Below are 18,519 nucleotides of genomic sequence, written 5' to 3'. Positions count from 1 at the left end.
TCCTGGGCCACGGCCACGGCGAGCCTGAACGCGTTCGCCGGCCAGACCGTCCGCATCCTCGTGGACGCCGCCGACGCCTCGGGCGCCTCCCTGGTGGAGGCCGGCGTGGACGACGTGCGGATCACCCAGCAACCGTAACTCTCCACCACCACTCCGCCGCACGGGATTCCGGCCCCCGTGCGGCGGAGTCGTGTTTTGGGTCTTGTAAGCCTCCGTTGTCAAAGCTACGATCGCGACAACTCTTAGGAAACTTTCCTAAAAGTAATCATCAATCGGACAAAACCTAACAACCGCTGCAAGGTTACTCGCGCCGACACCCCAGGCCCGTGTCTTCACCTCCGCGGGCCGTGCCGTACGGCTTGCGCTCTCACCCCCCGGTGCAAGCCGTACGGCACGCACACCCCCCAAAGGAAGAACCGTGAGACTCCGCGCGATCCTGTTAGCTCTGGCGACCCTCACACTCGGCCTCCACGCCCTTCCCGCCCACGCCGCGGCCGCCACCGCGACCTTCGTCAAGGTCGCCGACTGGGGCTCCGGCTTCGAAGGCAAGGTCACCGTCACCAACGGCACCACCACCGCCCTGCCGAGCTGGAACGTCCAGTTCGACCTGCCCTCCGGCTTCACCATCCCCTCCGCCTGGGACGCGGTGATGACCAGGAACGGCCAGCACTACACCTTCACCAACCCGGGCTGGGCCTCCCCGCTCGCGCCCGGGGCCAGCGCAAGCTTCGGCTTCAACGGCAGCCCCGGCAACTTCCCCGGCATCACCGGCTGCACGCTGAACGGCTCCTCCTGCGGCGGCGGCACCCAGCCCGGCGTGCCCGGCGCCCCCGGAGCCGTCAGCGCCACCGCGACCGGCAACGCGATCACCCTGAGCTGGGGCGCGTCCAGCGGCACGGTGACCGGCTACCGCGTCTACGAGGGCACGGCCGTCAAGGCCACCACCACCGCCACCACCGCCACGATCAGCGGGCTCGCCGCCTGCGAGACCCGCACCTACACCGTCAAGGCGTACAACGCGCAGGGAGAGTCGCCCGGCCGCGACGCCACCGCCACCACCACCGGCTGCACAGGCGGCGGGACGCTGCCCAGGCACTTCCTCACCGGCTACTGGCACAACTTCGTCAACCCCGCCGTCGAGCTCAAGCTCTCCGCCGTGCCGAACGAGTACGACCTCGTCGCCGTCGCGTTCGGCGAGGCCACCGCCGACCCCGGCGAGGTCGTCTTCGCGGTCGATCCCGGGCTCGCCACGGCCGTCGGCGGCTACACCGACGCCCAGTTCAAGGCCGACGTCGCCGCCCTGCACCAGCGCGGCAAGAAGGTGATCCTGTCGGTCGGCGGCGAGGCCGGTCGCGTACAGGTCGCCAGTGCCGCCGCGGCGACCCGGTTCGCCGACTCGGTGCACGCGCTCATGCAGAGCTACGGCTTCGACGGCGTGGACATCGACCTCGAGAACGGCCTCAACGCCACCTACATGGCCCAGGCGCTGCGATCGCTGCGCGCCAAGGCCGGCTCCGACCTGATCATCACGATGGCCCCGCAGACCATCGACATGCAGTCGACCGGGATGGAGTACTTCAAGCTCGCCCTGTCCATCAAGGACATCCTCACGGTCGTCCACACGCAGTTCTACAACTCCGGCTCCATGCTCGGCTGCGACCAGGCCCAGGCGTACACGCAGGGATCGGTCAACTTCATGACAGCCCTGGCCTGCATCCAGCTCGAGAACGGCCTGCGCCCCGACCAGGTGGCGCTCGGCCTGCCGGCAGGGCCGGGCGCCGCGGGTGGCGGCGTCGTCGCGCCCTCCCTCGTCAACCAGGCACTCGACTGCCTGGCCAAGCGCACCAGTTGCGGGACCTTCACGCCACCGCGCGCCTACCCCGACATCAGGGGTGCGATGACCTGGTCCATCAACTGGGACGCGAGCAACAACTGGCAGTTCTCCAAGACCGTCAAGCCCCACCTTCAGGGAATGCCATGAAATTTCGCAGCAGACTCACCGCACTGGTGGCCGGCCTGGCTCTCGCGCTGACCGGCGCCGGGCTGACCACCGCGCCCGCGGCGTACGGCGCGGTGCAGCAGATGGCCGCCGCCTGGGCGCCGTGGACCTCCTACGCCGTCGGCGCGGTCGTCACCCACAACGGCGTGGACTACGTGTGCCTGCAGGCGCACACCTCCCAGCCCGGCTGGGAGCCGCCGAACGTACCCGCCCTGTGGAAGCAGGGCTCGGGCGGCGGCGGCAACGACACCACGGCCCCGTCCGTGCCCGGCAACCTCCGCTCGACCGGCGTCACCTCCAGCAGCGTCTCCCTGGCCTGGAACGCCTCCACCGACAACGTGGGCGTCACCGGCTACAACGTCTACCGCGGCGGCACCCTCGTCACGACGGTGAGCGGCACGTCGTACACCGACACCGGCCGCGCCGCGAGCACCAGCTACACCTACACCGTCCGCGCCCGCGACGCGGCGGGCAACCTGTCCGGCACCAGCAACTCCGCCACCGCCACCACCTCCAGCGGCGGTGGGGGCAACCCGAACCCCACCAGGATGCCCGGCGCCCCCTACCTCTACATGGGCTGGGGCAACCCGCCCAACCCCGGCACGGTCATGGACGCGACCGGCGTGAAGTCGTTCACGATGGCGTTCATCCTGTCCAGCGGCGGCTGCACCCCGGCCTGGGACGGCCAGCGCGCGCTGACCGGCGGCGCGGACCAGCAGGCGATCAACACGATCAAGTCGAAGGGCGGCAGCGTCCAGATCTCCTTCGGCGGCTGGTCGGGCAACAAGCTCGGCCCCAACTGCGCCACCCCGCAGGCGTACGCCAACGCGGTGCAGCAGGTCATCAACGCCGTCGGCCCGGCCGTCGTGGACTTCGACATCGAGAACACCGACGAGTTCGAGAACTACACCGTCCAGGACCGCATCCTGAACGGGCTCAAGATCGTCAAGCAGAACAACCCGAACGTCAAGGTCGTCGTCACGTTCGGCACCACGAGGACCGGCCCGAACAGCCACGGCATCCGCCTCATCAACCAGGCGAGGGCGCTCGCCGTGCCGATCGACAACTTCACCATCATGCCGTTCGACTTCGGCAGCTCCAACATCTACCAGGACACCGTCAACGCCTCCGAGGGCCTGAAGAACGCGCTCAAGAGCGCCTACGGCTGGACCGACGCCCAGGCGTACGCGCACATGGGCATCTCCGGCATGAACGGCCTGTCCGACCAGCAGGAGCTGACCTCGCCCGCCACCTGGACCCAGATCCGCGACTGGGCCAACTCCAAGGGCCTGACCAGGCTCGCCTACTGGGCCGTCAACCGCGACCGCCCCTGCCCCGGCGGCGGCGTGGTCTCGAACTGCAGCGGCATCGCGCAGTCCGACTGGGAGTTCACCCGCATCACCGCGGGCTTCTGACCCGCTGAGCGGCCCGCCCCCCGAACCGCCGGGGGCGGGCCGCAGTGAGGAAATCCATGAGACTCCGAGCACCGGCGGTCCTGCTCGCCGCCGCACTCATCGCGCTGAACGCCACCCCCGCCTTCGCCGCCAACATCGCGGCAAATCCTGGCTTCGAGGACGGCCTGACCGGCTGGACGTGCTCGGGAGCCCAGACGGTGCCGTCCCCCGTGCACGGCGGCACGCGGGCGCTGCAGGCGACCCCGCAGGGCAACGACCTGGCCCGCTGCCAGCAGGCCGTCACCGTCCAGCCCGACACGACCTATCAGCTCTCGGCCTGGGTCCAGGGCGGCTACGTCTTCCTGGGCGCCACGGGGACGGGTGTCAACGCCAGCACGTGGGGCGCTCCCGGCGGCCAGTGGAGCCAGCTCAGGACGTCCTTCACCACCGGCGCCGCCACCACGTCGGTGACGATCCACGTCAACGGCTGGTACGGCCAGGGCGCCTACCACGCCGACGACGTGGTGCTCGACGGCCCTGGCGGCACCCCGGACACCCAGGCGCCCAGCGTGCCCGGCAACGTGGCCGTCGGCGGCGCGACCGCGACGAGCCTCGACGTGAGCTGGTCGGCCGCCACCGACAACGTCGGCGTCACCCGTTACGAGGTGTCCAGGAACAACGGCTCGCCCGCGACCACCTCGGCGACGTCCCTGACGGCCACCGGCCTTTCCCCGCAGACGTCGTACTCCTTCCGGGTCAGGGCCTGCGACGCCGCCGGCAACTGCTCGGCCTACTCGGCCCCGGTCACCGGCACCACGACCAGCGGCGGTGGCGGTCCCGGAGGTGACCTGCCGAAACGGGTTCTGGTCGGTTACCTGCACGCCTCGTTCGCCAACGGATCCGGATACATCCGGATGAGCGACGTACCGAACGAGTGGGACGTCATCAACCTCGCCTTCGGCGAGCCCACCTCCGTCACCTCCGGCGACATCAGGTTCCGCCAGTGCCCGGCCGCCGAGTGCCCGAACGTCGAGCCCGAGGCCGACTTCGTCGCCGCCATCAAGGCCAAGCAGGCCCAGGGCAAGAAGGTGCTGATCTCGATCGGCGGCCAGAACGGCCAGGTCCAGCTCACCACCGCGGCGGCCCGCGACAGGTTCGTCGAGTCGGTCTCCGCGATCATCGACAGGTACGGCCTCGACGGCCTGGACATCGACTTCGAGGGCCACTCCCTCTACCTGAACCCCGGCGACACGAACCTCGCCGCCCCCACCACCCCGGTCATCGTCAACCTCATCTCCGCGCTGAAGACGCTCAAGAGCCGCTACGGCGCGAAGTTCACGCTGACCATGGCCCCGGAGACGTTCTTCGTCCAGCTCGGCTACCAGTTCTACGGCCCGGGCCCGAACGGCGCGGCCGACAACAGGAGCGCCTCCTACCTGCCCGTCATCCACGCCATGCGGAACGACCTGACCCTGCTGCACGTGCAGGACTACAACTCGGGCCCGATCAAGGGCCTCGACGACCAGTACCACACGATGGGCGGGCACGACTTCCACGTGGCCATGACGGACATGCTGCTGGCCGGCTTCCCGATCATGGGCAACCCGGCCAACGTGTTCCCGCCGCTGCGCCAGGACCAGGTGGCCATCGGGCTGCCCGCCTCGGTCAACGCGGGCAACGGCTTCACCAGCGTCGCGGAGGTGCAGAAGGCGTTCGACTGCCTGGCCAGGGCGAGCAACTGCGGGACATACCGGCCGCGCGGGGTCTACCCGAACCTGCGCGGCCTGATGACCTGGTCGATCAATTGGGACCGGTACAACGGGCACGAGTTCTCCCGAAGCCATCGGGCCTACCTCGACGGGCTCACCTGACCAGTTGCGTCGGCTTGACCGGCAGGCCCAGGCCGGGCGGGCGGTAGGTGGGCAGCGCCTCGCCGTACTCGTGCATCCAGGCGTGATCCACCAGCAGCCGCATCCGCCCGGCCGCGGCCGCGCCGCCGGGCTCGGCCGGGGGCGTCCCGCCGGCCATCCTGGCCAGCGCCACGGCCACCAGCTCGGGGTCGGGCGGCGACAGGTCGCAGTGCTCGTCCGGCCCGATCAGCAGGTCCACGGCCGGCGGCAGCGGGTAGATCGGCCGGGGCAGCGCCAGCACCCGGGGCGGCGGCGCCATCGGCCAGCCGTCGGCCACCGCCTCCAGCAGCACCGAGCGCGCCGATCTGCGCGCGAACAGGCCCTCCGCCAGCGCCCAGCTCAGCGCGCCCACGTCTGAACGGTCCTCGCCGCACGCGTGCAGGCACAGGTACGGCACCAGCGGGATGCCCTCCTGCCCGGCCTGCGCCCACCCGCCGCCGCACCCGGTCAGCACCAGCAACGCGAGCATCGCCCGGTAGGCGGTGTCGGCGTGCGGCGTCTCCAGCCGTCCCGGCACGATCACGCACCGGCCGCCGGTCTTCTCCGCCGTCACCCCCAGCTCCCGCGCCGTCTTCAGCGCCCGCGACGCGGCCACCCCCGTGTACGCCTCCTGCCAGGCGGGCGTGTACGGCTCCGCGCGGTCCTCGTACCCGCCCGGCCACACGCCGGGCAGCCCGGGCCGCGCCACCCCGTAGGCGGCCAGCAGCAGATCGAACACGGTCGTCACCAGCTCGCCGCCGTCCCGCAGCACCGGCACGCCGCGCCGCAGCACGCCGGGCCCGTCGTCGAAGCGCGGCAGCAGGACCTCCACGGCCTCCGCCCCGTACAGGCTGAGCCGCCCGTACGCGCCGCCCGTCAGCCCGCCCGGCACGTACCCCGACTCCCGCTCGCGCAGCCGCACCAGGAACGGCAGGTCCGTGCGCTCCATGGCGTGCGCGGCGAACGGCGTCCGGTCCAGGAAGAACTCCTTGAGCAGCACGTGCCCCATGGCCATGGCCAGCGCCCCGTCCGTGCCGGGCCGGACCACCAGCGTCTCGTCGGACAGCCGCGTCGGGTGCGTGCCGATCGCGACCACCTTCTGCCCCTTGTACCGCCCGGCGATCACCCACGGGGTGTCCGCCGAGCGCACGAGGCGGTTGTTCTCGCCCCACAGCAGCACGTGCGCCGCCCGCGCCCAGTCGTCGGCCCCCGGGCCCGCGAACCGGGGCCCCAGCACCTGCTCGGGCGCGCACGGATGCTCGGTCAGCACCGCGCCGCCGAGCCCGCCGACCACCCGCGCCAGCGGCGAGGTGGCCAGCGCCGCCACCTGCTCGGCCCCGTGACAGGCCGCCGTGTACGCCATCGCCGCCGCCGTCAGCTCCGCGGCCGTCGCGTCGTCCAGCGGCACCCGGCGTTCGCCTCGGGCCCGCTGGTAGAGCTGTGAGTTCCCTGTGAGTTTCGCCCAGGCCGCGACCGGGTCGCGCAACCCATCTCTCACCTCGAAGTAGAGCCTGACCAGTGCCTGGTTGACCTGCGATCCCCCCATGGAAAAAGTTCAACACAGACGGTGATGTCGTATCGGGATACGTGTCGGCATGTCGGGGATAAGAATTGGAAGCCCAGGTGGCAGTAGCCCTCTGGTTACGGCAGGCTAGAGGCCGCCATGGATTACGCAGTTCTCACGGGGATCGTCCTCGTCGCCGGTGTCGTGCTCGCCCTTGTCGCTCAATGGCGTGATTGGCGTCCGCCTCTCGTCGTCGCCATCCTCGTGGGCGTCGCCGTACGCGTGCTCATCATGTACACCTCGGCGATCGACAGCTGGCAGCCCGTCGACTTCGTCGAGAGCTTCAAACCCGCGGGCGAGGCCGTGCTGCGGGGTGAGGACCCCGTGCTCGCCAGCGAGGGCGGCTGGCACTTCCTGCCGACCATCCCCTACGTGTACGGCATCCTGCTGTGGCTGGGCATCCCGTGGGAGTACGCCGGCCGCCTGGTCACCGTGGTCGCCGACATCGTGCTCATCCCGCTGGTCGCCAAGCTGGCCGGCGGCCCCAAGGCGTCGCTGCGCGCCCTGCAGTACGCGCTCAACCCGCTCGCCGTGCTCATCGCCTCCGTCCATGGCCAGGTGGAGCCCGTCGCGCTCGTGTTCGGCGTGGCCGCGTTCGTGGTGGCCAGAGGGCCTGGCGATCCCGACCGGCCGGGCATGGTCACCGACGTGGTGGGCAAGGTGCGGGCGGGCGTGGCCGCGTACGGCGTGCGGGCCTGCGTCCCCCGGGTGATCGGCCGCGGCGGCATGCTGCACCGGGCCCTGCTGCCCGGCCCCGGCGACCGCGACCACCTCAGGCGCGGCGCGCTGGCCGGCGTGCTCATGGGCCTGGCGCTGTGCGCCAAGAGCTGGCCGATCTGGCTGATCCCCGGCTTCCTGCTGCTCCTGCCGAACCTGCGCTCCCGCATCGCCGCCCTGTTCACGACCGGCCTGGTGCCGATCTTCTTCTTCGTGACGCTGCCGATCTTCGCGGGCACGTCGATCAACCAGCTCCCGGCGGTCATCGACACCATCCGCGACATCCGGCCCATCGTGGGCGAATGGGGCTGGACGCCGTGGTTCACCGAGGGCAGCTGGTCCCTGGAGCCCGAGCTGGCCTCGTTCGGCACCAACCTCATCTACGCCTGCGTCATCCTCGTCATCCTCTGGTGGCGGCGGGCCGACCCGATCGACATGACCACGGCCATCCTGCTCATCTTCATGGTCGTGACGCCCCGGCTCGGCGCCCAGTACCTGCTGTGGTTCATGCCGTTCCTGGTCGCCCGGCCCACCCGGTTCGCCTGGCCGGCCATCATCGGCGTCTCGCTGTGGTCGGGCTACGGCTACCTCGTCATGACGCAGTTCGACGTCAACGGCTGGTGGCTCCAGCACACGTACTGGTCGCGGGCGTCGATCGTGCTGCTGCCGATCCTCCTGCTGGCCATGCCGTGGAGCCGCCACATCGCGGCGGCCCCGGCGGCGAAGTCGTCGCTCTCCCGTCAGGTCACCGGCATAGGCGCCCCCACAGCGTGACCCACTGGTCGGGGTGGACGTGGCCCACGACGGCGTCGCGGGCCACCCCGGCCGCCGCCAGCGCGGCGTCCACGCCCTCGTAGCGCGTCTTCAGCGAGGCGCGCACCGAGCCGCCCAGCCCGCCGAAGCCCAGCTCCACCAGCTCCTGGTAGGAGCGGCGGCCCTGCACCAGCGGCTCCGGCCTGCGCTCCAGGCGCAGGATCGCCGAGTCGACCGACGGCACGGGACGGAAGCTCTCCCTGCCGACCGTGTCGCCCAGCCGCCAGTCGAACCACGGCCACGACTCCACCGTGACCAGGCTCCACCGGCCGTAGTCGCCGGTGCGCTTGCGGGCGTACTCCCGCTGGGTGAGCAGCGTCGCCGAGGTCAGGGCCGGCGCTCGCAGGCACCAGTCCACGATCTTCGACGTGACGGAGTAGGGGATGTTCCCCACGACCGCGAACGGCTCGCGCGGCGCCCGCGCGACGGTGAAGTCGCCCCTGATCACGTCGATCCTGGAGTCGCCGTGCGTACGCGAGGCCAGCCGCCCGGCCAGCCGCGGATCGAGCTCGTAGCCGATCACCCGCGCGCCCGCCTCCGCCAGCGCCAGGGTGAGCGCGCCCTCGCCAGGACCGGGCTCCAGCACCAGCCCCTCCGGCGCGGCGGCCTTGATCATCAGCTCGACGGCATGCCTGTCGACCAGGAAGTTCTGCGACAGCTCGCGCCGCGCCCGATCCATGGGCGTGCGACCGCCACCGCCGCCTTTCCTGGCCTTCTTCTGGGTGTGTGAATAGTTTCCGTGCGCGAAATTCTGCGCCACAGCACTGCCCTTCCGGGTCCTCGAGATGAACGGGTCTCGAAGGGCCCTGGGCGCGCCTGCGGACGCTCAGCTCAGGTGTGTGAAGTCACCGCGTCCGCTAGCGGGCCAGAGCCCGGCCGCGGCGGATGCGGATGAAAACCTGGCAGGTGAACATGCATGACATGCGAGTCACGCTAGGCGGCCCGTCCACGGGCGGGCAACCGAATAAACGCTTTGAGCCCGCTTTGAACTGGCTCGGGTAAACCTTGGAGCATGGACCGACCGGCCAGGGTGCTCGTCGTGGACGACGAGCCGAACATCCGCGCCCTGCTCTCCCAGACCCTGCGTCTGGTCTCGTTCGAGGTCAGGACCGCCGAGACGGGCGCGGAGGCGGTGACGGCCGCCAGGGAGTTCAAGCCCGACATCGTGGTGCTCGACGTGATGCTGGAGGACTTCGACGGGTTCGAGGTCGCCAGGCGGCTCGGCGAGAGCGTCCCCGTGCTGTTCCTGACCGCCCGTGACCGCGTCGAGGACCGCGTGCAGGGGCTCACCCTGGGCGCCGACGACTACGTGGCCAAGCCGTTCAGCCTGGAGGAGGTCGTGCTGCGCATCCGCGCCATCCTGCGCCGCAGCCGCGCCGCCCCCGAGCCCGACGTGCTGCGCTACGCCGACCTGGAGCTGGACCCGCAGGCCCACGAGGTACGCAGGGCCGGCGTGCCGGTCGACCTGTCGCCCACCGAGTTCAACCTGCTCGAATACCTGCTCACCAACGCCGGCCGGGTGGTCAGCAAGGCGCAGATCCTCGACAGCGTCTGGCGCTACGACTTCGACGGCGACTCCAGCATCGTCGAGTCCTACGTCTACTACCTGCGAAAGAAGATCGACAAGTTCGAGCCGCAGCTCATCCACACCGTGCGCGGCGTCGGCTACACGCTCAGGAGCCCGCGATGAAGGCCTGGAGCCTGCGGGCCCGCCTCGTCATGGCCGTCCTCGGCCTCGCCACGCTCGGCCTCGTGCTGTCCAACGTCATCGGCATCGCGCTGCTGCGCGACAACCTGATGGACCGCGTGGACGGCCAGCTCCAGCAGCTCACCAAGGTCGCCGGCGCCAAGGGCGTCCGGACGTTCACCAAGATGCCGATCACGCTGAACGACGTGATCGCCAAGCGGGTCGCCGCCGTCCAGCGGATCATGGTCTACAACCCCGACGGCTCGCTCCAGTCCAGCAGCTCCGCCGACGACGACCAGCCGCGCCCCGTCATCGGCGAGATCGAGGTCGGCGTCAACCACACCGTGCCCGGCTCCAGCGGCCCCTCGTGGCGGATCCGCGCCGCCGCGCTGCCCGACGGCAGCACCCTGGTGTTCGCCCAGTCGCTCGCCGAGGTGGAGCAGACCCAGACCGCGGCCATCGCCATCGCCGTCGCCGTCAGCGCCGTCGTGCTGCTCCTGCTGGGGATGGGCGCCAACGCCGTCGTACGCCTCGGCCTGCGCCCCCTGACCAGGATGGAGGCCACGGCCGGGCACATCGCCCGCGGCGACTTCGCCCGCCGCGTTCACGCCGCGGACCCGCACACCGAGCCCGGCCGCCTGGCCACCGCCATGAACGTCATGCTCGACCGCCTCCAGTCCGAGATCGCCGCCAGGACCGGCTCCGAGGCCCGCATGCGCAGCTTCCTCGCCGACGCCTCCCACGAGCTGCGCACCCCGCTCACCTCCGTACGCGGCTTCGCCGAGCTGCACCGCAGGGGCGGCGGCGACGCCGACGAGGCCATGCAAAGGATCGAGGAGGAGGCCGCCAGGATGAGCGTGCTGGTCGACGACCTGCTCACGCTCGCCCAGCTCGACGAGGAGCGCCCGCTCGACCGCCACCCCGTGGACCTGCTGGAGGTGGCCGCCGACACCATCCGCGACGCCCGCGTACGCGTGCCGGAACGCCAGGTCAGGCTGGCCGGGCTGGACGGCAGGCTCACCCCCGTCTCGGTCGTGGGCGACGAGGCCCGCCTGCGCCAGGTCGCCGCCAACCTCATCGGCAACGCGCTGTGCCACACCCCCGCCGAGGCGGCCATCACCGTCAAGGTCGGCAGCGCCGGGCACCTGGGCGTGCTGGAGGTCTCCGACACCGGGCCAGGCGTGCCGCCCGAGCACGTGCCCCGCCTGTTCGACCGCCTCTACCGGGTCGGCCAGGGCAGATCCAGGGCCGACGGCGGCGCCGGGCTCGGCCTGGCCATCGTCTCCGCCATCGTGCGCGCCCACGGCGGCCGCGTCGAGCTCGACACCGCGCCCGGCAGGGGCGCCACGTTCCGCGTACTCCTACCTGGCTCCGAGGTGACTCCGAGCCCGCTCTGAACGGCGCTCGGCACATTCGGGAGCATGACAAGGACACTCCTCGCCGCAGCCCTCCTCGCCGCCCTGGCGGCGGGCTGCGGCACCCAGCAGAGCGGCACAGGCGTCGCCTCGGTGACCGCCACGAGCGCGACGCCCGCCTCCGCTCCCACCGCCACCGCCACGGCCGACCCCCAGGAGCAGGGCAGGAAGTTCGCCCAGTGCATGCGCGAGCACGGCGTGCCCATGGAGGACCCGCAGCCCGACGGCAGCGGCGGGCTCGCCGTGATGGCCCAGAAGGGCGCCGACGGCAAGACGAAGGAGGCCATCGAGGCCTGCCGCCACCTCTCCCCGTTCAAGGACCGCAAGGAACTCTCGCCGGACGACGTCGAGAAGCTGCGCGAGTTCGCCAAGTGCATGCGGGAGAACGGCGTGGACATGCCCGACCCCAACCCCGACGGCACCTTCGGCGGCGGCGCGGGCAACATCAAGCGCGACGATCCGGCGTTCCAGAAGGCCTTCGAGGGCTGCCGCGGCTCCTTCCCCAAGACGGGAGCGGGCAAGTGACCAAGGTCGAGGAGGCCGGGCCCGCCCTGCGCGCCCTGCCGCCGCGACGGCGCAGCCCGCTGCGGGCCCTGGCCTGGACGGGCGGCGCCGCGCTGCTCGCCGCCGCCGTCGCGGCCGCCGCCGTGGGCTTCGGCGGCGACAGCGCCGGCACGGCCGTCGCGGGCCGCACCCCTCCGGCCACCGCCCCGGTGACCCGCACGACGCTCACCGAGACCAAGACCGTGGACGGCACCCTCGGCTACGGCGGCCCCCTCACGGTCAGCGCCAAGTCCCAGGGCACGATCACCTGGCTGCCCGCCGAGGGCTCCACCATCACCAGGGGGCACGCCGTCTACAGCGTGGACGCCGACCGCCGCCCCCTCCTGTACGGCACCATGCCCCTGTACCGCGAGCTGCGCGACGGCGTCGAGGGCAAGGACGTCGAACTGCTCGAACGCAACCTGGACAAGCTCGGCTACGACGGCTTCGACGTGGACGGCGAGTTCACCTGGGCCACCAGGGAGGCGGTCGAGGACTGGCAGGACGACCTCGGCCTCACCGTCACCGGCACCGTGCGGCCGGGCGACGTCGTCGTGGCCGACGGCCGGATCCGCGTCGCCGAGCTGCGCAAGGCACTCGGCGACACCGCGAGCGGGCCCGTCCTCGACGCCACCGGCACCACCCGCGAAGTGGACGTCGCCCTCGACGTCGCTGACGAGCACCTCGTCAAGAAGGGCATGCCGGCCACCGTCGAGCTGCCCGACGGCGCCACCGTGAAGGGCGAGATCAGGAGCGTGGGCAAGGTCGCCACCGAGACGACCAGCGGCAACGACACCGTCACCACCGTCGAGGTGAAGGTGTCGGTGAGCGGGCTGAAGAAGCCGTACGACGCCGCCCCCGTGGACGTCACCATCGTCTCCGAGCGGCGCGAGAACGTCCTGGCCGTCCCGGTCGGAGCGCTGCTCGCCCTGGCCGAGGGCGGCTACGGCGTACAGGTCGTGGAGGGCGCGTCCACCCGCTACGTCGCTGTGGAGGTGGGCATGTTCGCCGACGGCAAGGTGGAGGTCGAGGGCGTGCCCGAGGGCGCCACCGTGGCGGTGCCCAAGTGATCGCCGAACTGCGCGACGTCAGCAAGCACTACGGCGACGTGGCCGCGCTCCGCGGCGTCTGGCTGGGCATCGACCACGGCGAGCTCGTCGGCATCGTCGGCCCGTCCGGCTCGGGCAAGTCGACGATGCTCAACATGCTCGGCACCCTCGACCGCCCCTCCGGCGGCACCGTCCGCATCGCCGGGCACGACGTGCTCACGCTCACCGACAGGCAGCTCTCCGCCCTGCGCGCGAACGTCATCGGCTTCGTCTTCCAGCAGTTCCACCTGGCCGCCGGGGTGACCGCGCTGGACAACGTGGCCGACGGCCTGCTGTACGCGGGCCCGTCGCCGCGCGAGCGGCGGTCGCGGGCGTACCGGGCGCTGGAACGCGTGGGCCTCGGGCACCGGGTCGGCCACCGGCCGCACGAGCTGTCCGGCGGCGAGCGGCAGCGCGTCGCCATCGCCCGCGCCGTCGTCGGCGGGCCGCGCCTGCTGCTGGCCGACGAGCCGACAGGCAACCTCGACTCCCGCTCGGGAGCCGGCGTGATGGCGCTGCTGCGCGAGCTGAACGCGGCCGGCACCACCGTGGTCGTCATCACCCACGACCGCGACATCGCCGCCTCCCTGCCCCGCCAGGTGGAGATGCTCGACGGCCGCCTCCTGGACGGAGCACGCACATGAGCCCGGGCGCGGACATGACCGTCCTCGTGCCCGCCCGCCTGCGCCCCCGCGACGTCATCAGGGTCGGCGGGGCGGGCCTGCGCGCCAGACCGCTGCGCGTGTTCCTGTCGGCGCTCGGCATCGCCATCGGCATCGCCGCCATGCTCGGCGTCGTCGGCATCTCCGCCTCCAGCCAGGAGGACCTCAACCGCCAGCTCGCCGCGCTCGGCACGAACCTGCTCACCGTGTCACCCGGCAACACCCTGTTCGGCGAGGCGTCGCACCTGCCGGCCGAGGCCGAGGGCATGATCGGCCAGATCGCCCCCGTCACCGCCGTCACCGCGATCGGCGCCACCAAGGCCAGGGTCTACCGCAACGACCACGTCCCCGAGGCCGAGACCGGCAGCATCTCCGTCACCGCAGCCCGCCTCGACCTGGTCGAGGACACCGGCGCCACCGTCGCCGCCGGCACCTGGCTGAACGAGGCCACCCACGGCTACCCGGCCACCGTGCTCGGCGCCAAGGCCGCCGACCGGCTCGGCGTCGTCCACGCGGGCCCCGACCAGCGGGTCTGGCTCGGCGGGCAGTGGTTCACCGTCGTCGGCGTGCTCGCCCCCGCCCCGCTCGCGCCCGAGCTCGACTCGGCCGCCCTGGTCGGCTGGCCTGCCGCGCAGGAACGGCTCGGCTTCGACGGGTACGCCACCACCATCTACGCCAGGGCACAGGAGGCGCACGTCGTCGAGGTGCGCGGCGTGCTCGCCGCCACCGCCAACCCCGAGCAGCCCAACGAGGTCGAGGTCTCCCGCCCCTCCGACGTGCTGGCCGCCAAGCAGGCCACCGACGCCACCCTGAACGCCCTCCTGCTCGGCCTCGGCGGCGTCGCATTGCTGGTCGGCGGCGTCGGCGTGGCCAACACGATGGTGATCTCCGTCCTGGAGCGGCGCGCGGAGATCGGCCTGCGCCGCTCCCTGGGAGCCACCCGCGGGCAGATCCGCGTCCAGTTCCTCGCCGAGTCGCTGCTGCTGTCGGCCATCGGCGGCGTCGGCGGGGTACTGCTCGGCATCGGCGTCACGGCCGCGTACGCCGGCATCCAGGGATGGCCGTCGATCGTGCCGGTCTGGGCCATGGCGGGCGGTGTCCTGGCCACGCTCGTCATCGGGGGCATCGCCGGCTTCTACCCCGCGGTCCGCGCGGCCCGGATGTCTCCGACGGAGGCCCTGGCCACGCCCTAGCCGGCTAGCCGGTGACCACGATGACGCGGACGAGGTGCCCGTGCGACTTGTACGTCCCCGGCGGGTCGCCGGGCATCACGCCCGTCACGCACTCGTACGCGTCGCCGCCCGCCTGCCGTACCAGGAAGGACGGCTCCGCGATCACCGACAGCAGCCTGATCACCGCCCGCAGCACGTCCACGCCCTCCAGCGCCTCCTCCGGCCGGGCCCGCACCTCGTAGAACCCGTCGTCGAGCAGCCGCTCGCCCAGCACCTGCCAGCCGGGCACGGCGCGCAGGTGCGGCAGGAGATGCGCCTCGGGCTCCTCCGTCACCCACCCCTCGCTGCGCATCATCTCCTCGAGCCGGTGCACGGCGGGCAGCATCGCCGCCGCGTCGCTGACGCCGGTGAACCGCTCGTCGATGTCCCATCGCCGTTGCTCCACACGTCCGATTGTTACAAGAGAACGGCCTCGGCAAGGGGATAGCTTCGCGGTCGACACCCCTGACGGAAGGACCGCTGCCATGGACATACTCGACCGGGCGGAGCTGTACCTTCACCACCACGCGAGACTGATCGACAGGCTTCGCTTCGAAGCGCTGTTCAGAGGCGGCTCCCGCGCTCGCGTGCTCGACGTGCTGAGCTGCTACCAGAACGAGGACGGCGGCTTCGGCAACGCGCTCGAACCCGACCTGCGCGGCCCCGGCAGCCAGCCGGAGCCGGTCGAGGTGGCGTTCTGGATCCTCGACGAGCTCGACGCGTTCGACTCACCGATGGTGCCCGCCGCCTGCAAGTACCTCGCCTCCATCACCACCGGGGACGGCGGCGTGCCGTTCGTGCTGCCGTCGGTGCGGGAGACTCTGCGCGCGCCCTGGTGGGAGACCGAGGACGACCCGCCGGGCAACCTCATCCCCACCGCCTCCATCGCCGGCCTGCTGCACAAGCACGCCGTCACCCACCCCTGGCTGGACGCCGCCACCGACTTCTGCTGGTCGAAGCTCTTCGCGCAGAAGGAGTTCGAGCCGTACGCGGCTCGCGCGGCGGTGACGTTCCTGAACTGGGTGCCCGACAGGAGGCGCGCGGAGTCGGAGTTCGCGCGGCTGCGCGACGCCATCCTCGCCACCGTCACCTTCGACCTGACCGCCTCGGGACACGTGCACTTCCCGCTGGACTTCGCGCCGCGGCCGCTGCGGCTGCCGCTGTTCGCGCCGGACGTCCTGGACGCCAACCTCGACGCGCTGCTGGCCGGCCAGTCGGCCGACGGCGGCTGGAGCGGGAACTGGCCGATGTGGACGCCGCTGGTGGCGCACGAATGGGGCGGCTACGTCACCCTGCAGAGCCTCAACACCCTGCGCGCCTACGGGCGGCTGCCCGGGTGAGCGGCTTTCTGTCGGAGGCCTCGCGTACGTTGGAGGCATGTACGTGGAACGGCCTCCGAGCGCCGGCCTGGCGGGCCGCCTGGCCTGCGGGTGGCATCGCGTCAGCGAGGCCGCCTTCACCCAGCTCGTGGTGCCCGACGCGTGCGTCGACCTGATCTGGGGGCCTGATGGCCTCTACGTGGCGGGCCCCGACACGGGGCCCATGCCGGCGGCGCTCGGCATCGGAGAGACGCTGGCCGGGGTGCGGTTCAGGCCCGGCGGGGTGGGCGACTTCTTCGGCGTGCCGCTCCAGGAGCTGCGCGACCTGCGCGTGCCGCTGAGCGACCTGCCCGTGGGGCCCGGCCTCCTGGCCGAGCTCACGAAGGCGGCGGAGAGCTGGCCCGCCGCCCGGGAGCGGCCCCGGCTCGCGGAGCCGCTCATGGCCGGCGTCCGGCCCGCCCACCTCGCGGACGCGCCCGTGGCGCGGCACTCGCCCCTGGACGAGGCGGTGCTACCGGGCCTGCGTGCCGGGCTGGAGGCCCGGCTCCAGCTCCTGCAGGCGGCGGTGGGCCGGCGCCTGTCGGCCGCGGCCGGCCCGGCGTCCGTCGACCCCGCCGCCCCGGCCATCACCACCGCCCTGGGCAGGGGCCGCTCGGTGGCGGAGGTGGCCCGTGACCTCGGCTACAGCGAGCGCCAGCTCCATCGCCGCAGCCTGCTGGCCTTCGGCTACGCGCCCAAGACCCTCCAGCGCATCGTCCGCTTCCAGCACGCGCTGCGGCTGGCCCGCGCGGGCACCCCCCTGGCCGAGGTGGCGGTCACGGCCGGCTACAGCGACCAGGCCCACCTGTCCAACGACGTCAAGCGCCTCAGCGGCGTGCAGCTGAGCCGCCTGCTCTGATGCGCCTCACCCGCGCGGCAGCCGTCCCGACACCAACGACTGCACCCATTTCGCACTCGGATCGCTGTCGATCAGCAAGGCCCGCGTCAGCAGGCTCAGCGGAATGGCCAGAATCGCGCCCAGCGGCCCCAGCACGAAAGTCCAGACGATGAGCGAGATGAACGTCATCGTCGTCGAGAGCCCGACCGCGTCCCCCAGGAACTTCGGCAGAATGAACGACTGCGTCACGACATTGATGACGATATAGGCGGCGATCACCAGCAACATCGTCTGCACGCCGCCGTCCAGCAGGGCCAGCATGGCCGGGGGCAACAGCCCGATGACGAAACCGATGTTCGGGATGTAGTTGGCGATGAGCGCGAGCACTCCCCAGAGCAGTGGCAGCGGCACGTCCAGCAACGACAGCGCGACCATGTCCAGGATCGCGTTGATAAGTCCGAAAACGGTGGAGACGATCAAATATCGCCGGGTCTTGTGGCCGAAGGTGGCGAGCGCCGTCACCAATTGCGGCCGGCTGTCTTCCCCCGTGGTGAGAATGCGCGCCGTCACCGGCGCGTCGAGAGACATCGCCAGCAACAACACCACGATGAGAAAAAGCGCGGACAGAATGCCGATCAAACTGCCAAGCAGGCTCTGCGCCAGCCCCAGCACCCGCCCGGGGTCGAACGCCTGCAGCCCCTTGTTGAGCACGTCGTTGCTGATCCCGTGCGCGGCCGCCCACCGCTCGGAGTCGTCGAGCAGCCGCTCGAACTGGTCGGTGTACGTGGGCAGCAGGGAGACGAGTTGGGTGACCGAGATGGTCAGGATGCCGACCATGCCGAGCAGCACCAGAACGACGATCAGGAACGGCACGGCGACCTGGAGCCAGATCGGGGTTCTCCTGGCGGCGAGCCAGCCGCGTACCGGGGAGACGGCGATGACGAGCACCAGCGCGAGCACCACGGGGCCGGCGATGGAGGCGACCTCGCGAATGCCGAAGAGCACGACCACCACGGCGGCGATGCCCACCAGGATGATGAGCGCCCTGGGCACGGATTGATCTCGCACGCACCCGTACCTACCCGTGTGCGCAGGGGGAACCATCGATTTGACGGTTCCCGTAGGCGTACATAGAGTTCAGCAGTCCCACGGGGACGGCGTGATCGCTGGCCCCACTCGGGGGCCACCTCCAGACTCCACCGTCCCGGTGTGGCGTGCGCGTCCACTCGGATCGGCTGGTAAGTTTGAGGGGTTGTCTCCGAAAGGGGGCAGGGATTAATTTCCGCAGGTCGAGCAAGTCGGGTCAATTTGACAGAGACTTGAACGGCTGGAAGAATTAAG

16 protein-coding genes are annotated in these 18,519 nt (G+C 71.4%); 12 read left to right on the top strand and 4 right to left on the bottom strand.

Translation table 11 applies throughout. The features are described 5' to 3' along the window. Nucleotides 1-418: 418 nt before the first annotated feature. The 3 genes from AB0I79_RS61615 to AB0I79_RS61605 are packed head-to-tail and all read left to right on the top strand — an operon-like array spanning nt 419 to nt 5,264. Complete coding sequence (locus tag AB0I79_RS61615; protein WP_357895486.1) at nt 419-1,981, top strand: glycosyl hydrolase family 18 protein; 1,563 nt, start codon at nt 419-421, stop codon at nt 1,979-1,981. Next, nucleotides 1,978-3,414 (top strand): carbohydrate-binding protein, encoded by a 1,437-nt coding sequence (locus tag AB0I79_RS61610; protein WP_357895483.1) that lies wholly within the window; start codon nt 1,978-1,980, stop codon nt 3,412-3,414. The genes AB0I79_RS61615 and AB0I79_RS61610 overlap by 4 nt, the downstream gene beginning before the upstream one ends. Before the next feature lie 56 nt (nt 3,415-3,470). After that, nucleotides 3,471-5,264: a glycoside hydrolase family 18 protein gene (locus AB0I79_RS61605; RefSeq protein ID WP_357895480.1), complete on the top strand. Its 1,794-nt coding sequence runs from the start codon at nt 3,471-3,473 to the stop codon at nt 5,262-5,264. On the opposite strand, the gene AB0I79_RS61600 is transcribed toward AB0I79_RS61605, so the two are convergent. Then, nucleotides 5,257-6,828: a molybdopterin-dependent oxidoreductase gene (locus AB0I79_RS61600; RefSeq protein WP_357895477.1), complete on the bottom strand. Its 1,572-nt coding sequence runs from the start codon at nt 6,826-6,828 to the stop codon at nt 5,257-5,259. The two genes, AB0I79_RS61605 and AB0I79_RS61600, sit on opposite strands and share 8 nt — an antisense overlap. Nucleotides 6,829-6,945: 117 nt before the next feature. Here AB0I79_RS61600 and AB0I79_RS61595 point away from each other — a divergent pair, with 117 nt between their 5' ends. Further along, nucleotides 6,946-8,337, top strand: coding sequence for a hypothetical protein (locus AB0I79_RS61595; RefSeq protein WP_357895474.1), 1,392 nt, complete (start codon nt 6,946-6,948; stop codon nt 8,335-8,337). Here AB0I79_RS61595 and erm read toward each other — a convergent pair. Next, nucleotides 8,309-9,055, bottom strand: a complete 747-nt coding sequence (gene erm / locus AB0I79_RS61590) for an ErmE/ErmH/ErmO/ErmR family 23S rRNA (adenine(2058)-N(6))-methyltransferase (RefSeq protein ID WP_357895472.1) — start codon at nt 9,053-9,055, stop codon at nt 8,309-8,311. The two genes, AB0I79_RS61595 and erm, sit on opposite strands and share 29 nt — an antisense overlap. A 333-nt stretch (nt 9,056-9,388) precedes the next feature. Between erm and AB0I79_RS61585 the strand changes: the two genes are divergently transcribed. The 6 genes from AB0I79_RS61585 to AB0I79_RS61560 are packed head-to-tail and all read left to right on the top strand — an operon-like array spanning nt 9,389 to nt 14,964. After that, complete coding sequence (locus AB0I79_RS61585) at nt 9,389-10,066, top strand: response regulator transcription factor (protein WP_357895469.1); 678 nt, start codon at nt 9,389-9,391, stop codon at nt 10,064-10,066. After that, the gene (locus tag AB0I79_RS61580; protein ID WP_357895466.1) at nt 10,063-11,460 is read left to right on the top strand and encodes an ATP-binding protein; all 1,398 of its coding nucleotides are present in this window, start codon (nt 10,063-10,065) and stop codon (nt 11,458-11,460) included. Before AB0I79_RS61585 ends, AB0I79_RS61580 begins: the two co-directional genes overlap by 4 nt. Before the next feature lie 24 nt (nt 11,461-11,484). Continuing rightward, nucleotides 11,485-12,003, top strand: a complete 519-nt coding sequence (locus tag AB0I79_RS61575) for a hypothetical protein (RefSeq protein ID WP_357895462.1) — start codon at nt 11,485-11,487, stop codon at nt 12,001-12,003. After that, complete coding sequence (locus AB0I79_RS61570; RefSeq protein WP_357895459.1) at nt 12,000-13,091, top strand: peptidoglycan-binding protein; 1,092 nt, start codon at nt 12,000-12,002, stop codon at nt 13,089-13,091. The genes AB0I79_RS61575 and AB0I79_RS61570 overlap by 4 nt, the downstream gene beginning before the upstream one ends. Then, nucleotides 13,091-13,753, top strand: a complete 663-nt coding sequence (locus tag AB0I79_RS61565; protein WP_357895489.1) for an ABC transporter ATP-binding protein — start codon at nt 13,091-13,093, stop codon at nt 13,751-13,753. Before AB0I79_RS61570 ends, AB0I79_RS61565 begins: the two co-directional genes overlap by 1 nt. Next, a complete protein-coding gene (locus AB0I79_RS61560; RefSeq protein ID WP_357895456.1) occupies nt 13,750-14,964 on the top strand; it encodes an ABC transporter permease in 1,215 nt (404 codons plus the stop codon). Before AB0I79_RS61565 ends, AB0I79_RS61560 begins: the two co-directional genes overlap by 4 nt. Before the next feature lie 4 nt (nt 14,965-14,968). On the opposite strand, the gene AB0I79_RS61555 is transcribed toward AB0I79_RS61560, so the two are convergent. Next, nucleotides 14,969-15,388: a hypothetical protein gene (locus tag AB0I79_RS61555; RefSeq protein WP_357895452.1), complete on the bottom strand. Its 420-nt coding sequence runs from the start codon at nt 15,386-15,388 to the stop codon at nt 14,969-14,971. Between the two features lie 79 nt (nt 15,389-15,467). Between AB0I79_RS61555 and AB0I79_RS61550 the strand changes: the two genes are divergently transcribed. After that, nucleotides 15,468-16,322, top strand: coding sequence for a hypothetical protein (locus AB0I79_RS61550; RefSeq protein ID WP_357895449.1), 855 nt, complete (start codon nt 15,468-15,470; stop codon nt 16,320-16,322). Between the two features lie 37 nt (nt 16,323-16,359). Beyond that, nucleotides 16,360-17,199 carry an AraC family transcriptional regulator gene (locus AB0I79_RS61545; RefSeq protein WP_357895446.1) on the top strand — a complete coding sequence of 280 codons (840 nt, stop codon included), beginning with the start codon at nt 16,360-16,362 and terminating at the stop codon, nt 17,197-17,199. 6 nt (nt 17,200-17,205) lie between these two features. Here the strand turns inward: AB0I79_RS61545 and AB0I79_RS61540 are convergent, their stop codons facing one another. Beyond that, the gene (locus AB0I79_RS61540; RefSeq protein ID WP_357895443.1) at nt 17,206-18,231 is read right to left on the bottom strand and encodes an AI-2E family transporter; all 1,026 of its coding nucleotides are present in this window, start codon (nt 18,229-18,231) and stop codon (nt 17,206-17,208) included. Nucleotides 18,232-18,519 lie beyond the last annotated feature (288 nt).

Origin of the sequence: Nonomuraea sp. NPDC050202, assembly GCF_040656115.1 — a bacterium.
Classification (GTDB): domain Bacteria; phylum Actinomycetota; class Actinomycetes; order Streptosporangiales; family Streptosporangiaceae; genus Nonomuraea.
This window is presented reverse-complemented; position numbering and strand designations above follow the sequence as displayed.

Excerpts from the sequence above, each read along its gene's own strand:
- AB0I79_RS61585 (WP_357895469.1), top strand. The coding sequence starts at position 9,389 with ATGGACCGACCGGCCAGGGTGCTCGTCGTGGACGACGAGCCGAACATC.
- erm (WP_357895472.1), bottom strand. The coding sequence starts at position 9,055 with ATGGATCGGGCGCGGCGCGAGCTGTCGCAGAACTTCCTGGTCGACAGG.
- AB0I79_RS61595 (WP_357895474.1), top strand. The coding sequence starts at position 6,946 with ATGGATTACGCAGTTCTCACGGGGATCGTCCTCGTCGCCGGTGTCGTG.
- AB0I79_RS61605 (WP_357895480.1), top strand. The coding sequence starts at position 3,471 with ATGAGACTCCGAGCACCGGCGGTCCTGCTCGCCGCCGCACTCATCGCG.
- AB0I79_RS61610 (WP_357895483.1), top strand. The coding sequence starts at position 1,978 with ATGAAATTTCGCAGCAGACTCACCGCACTGGTGGCCGGCCTGGCTCTC.
- AB0I79_RS61600 (WP_357895477.1), bottom strand. The coding sequence starts at position 6,828 with ATGGGGGGATCGCAGGTCAACCAGGCACTGGTCAGGCTCTACTTCGAG.
- AB0I79_RS61560 (WP_357895456.1), top strand. The coding sequence starts at position 13,750 with ATGAGCCCGGGCGCGGACATGACCGTCCTCGTGCCCGCCCGCCTGCGC.
- AB0I79_RS61550 (WP_357895449.1), top strand. The coding sequence starts at position 15,468 with ATGGACATACTCGACCGGGCGGAGCTGTACCTTCACCACCACGCGAGA.
- AB0I79_RS61545 (WP_357895446.1), top strand. The coding sequence starts at position 16,360 with ATGTACGTGGAACGGCCTCCGAGCGCCGGCCTGGCGGGCCGCCTGGCC.
- AB0I79_RS61575 (WP_357895462.1), top strand. The coding sequence starts at position 11,485 with ATGACAAGGACACTCCTCGCCGCAGCCCTCCTCGCCGCCCTGGCGGCG.
- AB0I79_RS61580 (WP_357895466.1), top strand. The coding sequence starts at position 10,063 with ATGAAGGCCTGGAGCCTGCGGGCCCGCCTCGTCATGGCCGTCCTCGGC.